The sequence below is a fragment of the Streptomyces sp. TAA486 genome, assembly GCF_000426165.1.
In genome coordinates, this window is record NZ_AUEV01000024.1 from 60,237 (window position 1) to 66,745 (window position 6,509).

2 protein-coding genes (1 of these 2 only partly in view) are annotated in these 6,509 nt (G+C 68.3%); one reads left to right on the forward strand and one right to left on the reverse strand.

What is annotated here, in order from left to right; genetic code table 11:
* A protein-coding gene (locus tag I004_RS36460; protein ID WP_051345509.1) for a lonely Cys domain-containing protein crosses the window boundary here: on the reverse strand, positions 1–4,990 show its 5' portion. 25,715 nt of this gene lie to the left of the window's left edge; 4,990 of the gene's 30,705 nt are visible here — the first part of the coding sequence; it begins with the start codon at positions 4,988–4,990; its stop codon lies beyond the left edge, outside the window.
* Positions 4,991–5,824: 834 nt separating this feature from the next.
* On the opposite strand from I004_RS36460, the gene I004_RS39680 reads away from it, so the two are divergent.
* Complete coding sequence (locus tag I004_RS39680) at positions 5,825–6,328, forward strand: hypothetical protein (protein ID WP_158677122.1); 504 nt, start codon at positions 5,825–5,827, stop codon at positions 6,326–6,328.
* Positions 6,329–6,509 lie beyond the last annotated feature (181 nt).

Here is a 6,509-nt window from a genome sequence, read left to right on the forward strand (position 1 = left end):
CGATGACCTTCCCGTCGGCGTCCGCATGGCTCAGCACCACCCGTATCGGAACGCCGAACGGCCAGAACCCCCCTTCGGCGAGCCGCATGGGGAGGTCTGTGATTCCTCGCGAAAAGCCGTCGCCTCCGCCGCCGGGCCAGTCGGCGGCCATGGTGGCGCCGAGGACGACGGTATGCCCCTGGGAGGAGCCGTCCGCCGTGTTCGGCTCGGTGCCGGGAGCGGCGATCCCCGTGATCTGCACACCCGGGGTGTGCGCATGGGAGTGCGCCTCCACCTCGTCGATGGAGAGCTCCCCCTCCCGTTCGGCTACGAGTAGGTGGTCCGGGTCCTGCAAGTCACGCGGCTCGCCACGCTCCAGGCGGACCGTCACCGTGCCCTTGCCCTTGCCGCTGAGCACCGGCACGTCCATCCCCGCCACGAGCGCCCTGTACAGGCCGCGCCATGCTTTCGGGCCCAGCAGCTTGTTCAGCGCCTTGCGCAGCCCGCCCAGATCCCCGACGGTCCAATCGGGCAGCGTCTGCTTCTTGCCCTGCTGCCGAAGCTGCCGCTCGAAGGCCCGCAGGGCGGGGCCGACATTGATCACTCCGTGTGCCAGGGCGAAGTGGGGGCCGTTCAACAAGGGACTCATGGCGGGGAAGGGCTTCCGTGCGCCCAGGTCGCCGTTGGCGAGGAGTCCGCTCCTCTCCACGTCCCTCCGGTCGCGAAGCTCGACCCGCGGCTTGTACACCTCCACCGCCCCGACCGCCGAGGCTCCGGAGTTCTTGAACAGGCCGCTGACCGGCAGCTCCGTGATGACGCCGACGTAGATGGTGCCGTTGACGTCGGTGCGCACCATGGCGTTGAGGTTGAGTTCGCCATCGGACGAACTCGCCGCCATCCCGGTCGACTTGCTCTCACCCTTGCTGGCGTCGTAGATCTTCCCCTGGGGGCCGATGATGAACGCACCCGGTACCTTGCCCGGCGTCCCCGTATGGACGACGGGCCCGAAATTCGCCCCTGCCGACACGGTCACGCCGTGCTGGCTGGAGGTGCCGCTGCTCGCGGACTCCCCGCCCCAGTAGGCCTGTTTGGTGTAGATGTTGTACACCGCGTCCCTGACCGACTCGCCGGACGACAGGGCGTGTATCTGTATCTCGGCTTCGCGCCCGTGCTTTCCCCTGACGTTGACGTGGTCGAGTGTGAAGCCCCCGGGCAACCTCATGTCGGTCATGCGAAGCGCCAGGTTGAAGGGCTCGCCCTCGGCGCCGCGGTCGACCAGCCACTCGTCCTCCTCCGGCGAGATCGTCATCAGAAGACGCCTGATGAGCTCGGTCACGGGCTTTTCGTGGCCGATCCGGAGATGGAGGCGGTGCACCGGCTCGGCCTCCGGCAGAGGCCGCGAGACGAGATCGCGGTGCAGCACCAGTGCCTCGGAATCCGGCAGCCGCTGCCAGTCCAGCGGCGGCGAAGCCGGCTTGTCCGGTGCGGAGCCCGGAATCCGCCGCACAGGGCGCAGATTGTCCGGCATGAAGGCGTCCGGCTGAACGACGCGCAGTGTGGCCTGGAGGACGAGGGCACCGTCGTTGCCCGAGTCCCCCAGGGGGACGCTTCGTGCATCCGTCGACTTCGGGCCCGAAACCCGTCGCAGCAGCCGATTCGGCCACTTGGTGCTGTAGGCCTTGACCGCCACCGTCACGTCGTAGTCGTACACCTGCGACCCGCTGCCCGACACCACGGCGCCGTGCCGTCCGTCGTTCCAACCCACCGAGTTGCCGACGTTCTGCTGCCGCTGGTACGACGCCTGGCCCCACGCCGTCGCCCGGTTCAAGGGGGGTGGCGGGTTCAGGCCGCCTTCCACCCTCGAGCCCACAGACCACTCGCGAGTGGCCGAGGAGCTGTGCGAGAGGCTGCTCCCACCGCCGTCCCAGCCCATGCTGTTCTGATCCGGGCGCTTCCCCTGCCACCTCGCCTCGGACGTCGTCTTGAGGTCGATCACCAAAAGGAGGCTTCGCTCGCTGAGCCGGCCGCGACCGGGCTTCTTGAGCACGACGCCGACGCTGTTCCCGTCGAACAGGAAACGGAGCTGCAGATCGAGCGCCACGGGATGCAGCCTGACGTCCAGCAGGTCGCGATTCCGCTGCGCGTTGGCCGCCCTCCCGTACACCCGGTCGAAGAGACGCTTGGCCGACAGTTTGGCGGGGCTGGGCCGGTGGCGAAGCTTCGCCCACCCGGCGCGGCTGAAGCTGCGCACCGTCGTACGCGCCTTGCGCAGCGGGGGCGAGACAGCGTGATGTGCCCGGTTGAGCCTGCGCCGCGTCCGGGACGGCGTTGCCCGTACGAAGGACCGCACCTCCGGATCCGGGTGCTCGCCCAGCACCTGGACGACCTGCGCCAGCAGTTGAGTCCCCAGAGGCTCATCTCCAAGAGGCACCGGGGTACCGGGAACCGGCGCGGAGCCTTCGGCCTGTGCGCTCGGCCGCAGACCCGCTTCGTCGCTGCCCATGCGGCGCCGCGCCGCCCGGGAGGCCACGGTGTGCAGGCGCGACGTGTTCCGCGGCTGCGAGGCCGGACGCCCGTTGCGCCTGCCTCCGGACGAAACACCGTCCCGGTCTCCCGTTGCCGTTCCCTGCAGTTCGGCCAGCCTGCGGCGCGCGGTGGACGGCAAACTCAGTCCGCCCCGCGGCCCCTTCTCATTCTTCGTGCTCTTCGTGCTCTTCGTGCTCTTCGTGTTCGGCGGTGGGCCGCTGACCTTCGTGGCCTCGATGAGCTGCCCGTGGTTGAAGACGGACAACAGCGGCGCATCCCCGTCCAGCTCCACCGGCTTCTTCGGCTCAGGGCCCCCGTTCGCCACCTGCGGCTTGGGGTTGGTGTCCCAACCGCTCAACTCCCGCGCGACGTCTTCGGGAATGCGGAGCCAGGCCCCGGCATCGAAAAGCCGCTCATCTCCCTTCGGATCGAAACCGCCCTCCTCGCGCGGCGATACGTAGCGGACCGCCACCCCGACGTCCGCCCTGTACCAGCCGAAGCGGAGCTTGTCGTGCGAACGGAGACCCTTGTTGCCGATTTCCGAGGACGTAGTGCCCTTGTCGTAGCTGGTGCCGGCCGCGAGGCGGAGGGGGTTGAACCGCCATTGGCCGACGAGGGGGTAGTTGCCCACCGGGCCGCCGGTGACGCTGCCGGAGAGGGCGGTACGGACCGACTGCGTGTTCGACTCAGACGTGACCAGGTGACCGGCCGTGCGTGTTTCCGTCCCGCCGACAACACGCCGCAACTCCCCGGACGTGCCGTGGGCAGCGCGCACCAGCCGGATCTCGAAGGAGCCCGCGTTCCGGCTTCCCACGTGAAGCGGAGGCGTCCGCACCACCTCACCGCTGGCCGATTTCACCAGCAGCTGCTGCAGCGAGACCTGGTGGAACAGCTTGAGTGTTCTCTCGGCGGCAGGCTCCTCCAGGCCCACGCCGCCCTTCACGTACGCCTGTTCCAGCGCCCAGTCGAGCAGCACAGGAGGCGGAGCGAACTGATCGACGAGCGCCCGCCCCAGTTGCGCCTTCTCCGGCAGACGCAGCTCCCGCGGGAGCCCCACCGGCCCCTGCTCGGGCAGGTCGCGCGACATCCCGTCAGGCACCCGCTGTGAGAAGCCGTTGCTCACCACCAGCCTGATCACATGTGGCGACGCATCCTCCGCCGACGTCGACGGGACCAGGCGGCCGCTCTCGGGGTCCTGCTGATACGCCTCGACATCGAAGACCGCGTCGTTGACGAACGTATGACTGCCGAGCCGGGACCACAGCTCAGGGCTGTTCCTGGTGGAGCTCTCCTTCGTCTTGCTCCTCGTGACCTGCCTGCGATCCCCGCTGAACACGGCGCTGACCGTGCCGGTGACTTCGCTGCCCGGCCAGGTACCGATGCCGACGGCGGGCATGCCGACGTCCGTGGACTGGCTGGACTCGCTGGTCTTCATGTAGTTCTTGATCCGGTAGTTCAGGTCCTCCTGGCCCGGGTGCTTGTAGCGGCTGTACGCACCGAAGTTGCGCATCCTGATCTTCGCAACCCGCCAGACACCGTCCTCGGCACCCCGGAACCGCATCGGGAGGCCGTCCCCCACCTCACCGGGCGTCTCGACGCCCTCCAACTCCCCCGGCACGCGCGGAATGGAGGCGAGGAACGCCTGCGGGCGCTCCCGCAGCTCGTCCAGAAGCACGCGGCGGAACCGGCTCACGTCCTCCGGGTGGATGCCGAGCGCTGTGACGATGCCGTCGGCAACCTGCTCGGTCCCCCCCAGATTGACCTGCGACCCGGCGGTGATGGTGGCGTGCCGCTCCAGGGCGCTGCCGTCCGCGAAGACCTGCCTTTCCCCCTCGGTGATGACCGGGTCCAGGGGGCCGCCAGGGGTGATCGGAAAGACCCGCGGGACGATCTTCTGCAACTCGGAGGCGAGCAGCACCCGTTGAGCCGGTTGGTCACCCTCCCGCGACCGGGTGCGCTCCTTCCCCAGCTCCTCGACGACAGCGTCCCCGCCCTGAGCCTCATCCGTGCCGTGCACTTCGAGGTGCAGGAGGCGCACATAGTCCAGCGCCGCGGCACGTGCAGCTTCCCTCGAATCCGCAGGGCCGCTGCCGGGCCCCTGATGCCGCGCCCGCTGCTCCGCCGCGACGGACTCCGCCCACATCTCCTGCTGCTGCCGCGTCAGCGGGGCCGGCCACCGCCCCTTCCCCTTGGCATCGGCGGACGGCGTCGGATAGCCGGGGGGCAGTTGGGGAACGCTGAAGCCGTCGGCGGCCAACCGCTCGGCGTTCATGTCCGCCATCTTCTGTACCTGGGTGCGCACCCATTCCTGGTCCTCAGGCAGCACGAACCTGACGCGCCTGTCCTGGGCGCGGGGACCGTTCCCGACAGTGGCGGAGGCAGGATCGCCTGCTGACTCCTCGTCCACGGCCACGTCGGCCGACGGGCCCCCCTGCCCGGCCTGCGGACCCGAACTGCCGGAGGACTCGCCCTGGCGATCGCTCACAGGGGGCTGCTCATCGCCCCGAGCACCTCCGAGCAGCCTTATACCTGCGTACATCCTCGCGAGCCAGACCCCGGTCTGCTGGATCGGCTGATACGGAGGCTTGAAGGCATCGGCCATCACCTCGTAGAGGTCGGCGACATCCTCGAAACTGAGAGCGAGCCGCCGCTCGCCACCATTCTCGGGGGGAATTGCCGTGTTCGCTGAAGACCTCAGAAGGCTGAGCTCGTCCCCGCGCAGACCAACCCGGGCCGCCACCACTTCCACCTGGGCGGCATCACCATCGCTCGCTTCCCCACCTCCCAGGAATTCCGCCCCACCCCTCAGGGCTTTTTGCCGTACCAGCTCCCACATCTGGCCGGCCACCGGGGTTTGCTGCGCAATCCCGGCCGCCTCGACAATGCCGACACCCTTCTCCCTGTTTTCCTGGAAGATCTTATAAGAATTCCACCTATACTGAGCCAGGTTTTCCTGGGAAGCCTTATACCGCTCCCACCTCTCTCCGTCCTTTCTTGCCCGCCACGTCTCCGTTTCGTTGATCACCTCGCGGACGGCGTCCTCAGAGCCGGCCCTTTCCTTTTCCAGCACCATGTGCGTGAACCGTGCCAGCTGAATGGCGTCTACCCATTCGGCATCCGCACGGTCGACGCGACCAAGCCAGCCCCTGACGCTCCGATCGGAAGTAGCCGCTCCGGCAGCCGCCTCGGAAATGGTCATTCCAACCCGCTGCCTCAATGACCAGAATTTTCTCCACCTGTCGCCATCAACCCCTAGCCCCCTGCCGACCCGGCGGGGGGTCGGAGGTACCGCAGCCAACTCTTCCCGCGTGGGCGGCTCTTGAACGAGCGCTTCCGGCTGCCGTACCTCACCCGCGGGGGACTGGAAGTTCGTGTCCTGGCCGCCGCTCAGGCCCTCGGCCCGCGGATCCAGATCCATATGCGGCCGACCACCATCCGCCCCCAAGCGGTCAGCGGAAGACGCCTGCGCCCTCAGGGTCCGCTTGCTGGCTATCTCGTCCTGCAACCGCCGCAATTGAAGGCCCGCCACGTGACGAACATACCGCTCACCGGCTGCGCGCTTGTAAAAGTCAGTGCGAGCAGGGGTGAGTCCCGCTTCACGGCCCGCAGCGGCAGCGCGCCATCCCGGCCGCTGCAACAACACCCAGAATACTATCCACTTGACTGGATCAATGGGTTCTCGCCGCCGCCTCCGACGGCCCTCAGGGACCTCAGGGACGTTACGGACTTCAGCCAGTTCTTTCACCGTGGGCCGGAGTTCGTCCAGCTTCTCCCGCTCACCATCCGTGAGGCTGCCCGCGGCACGCAATTGCTGCGCCCATGAGTCTTGGTGCGCGGGCTGCACCTGGGTGGGTGCTGCCCGCCCCTCGAAGGAGGGGGGACCGGGGTTCCCCGCATCAAGGTCGGGCGGAAGCAACGAATCATCGATGACACCGGCGCCGCCGACACCGAAGTCGAAACCGCCAAACGGCTCGTCCGCGTCCCCACCGAGGTTCAGGACGTCA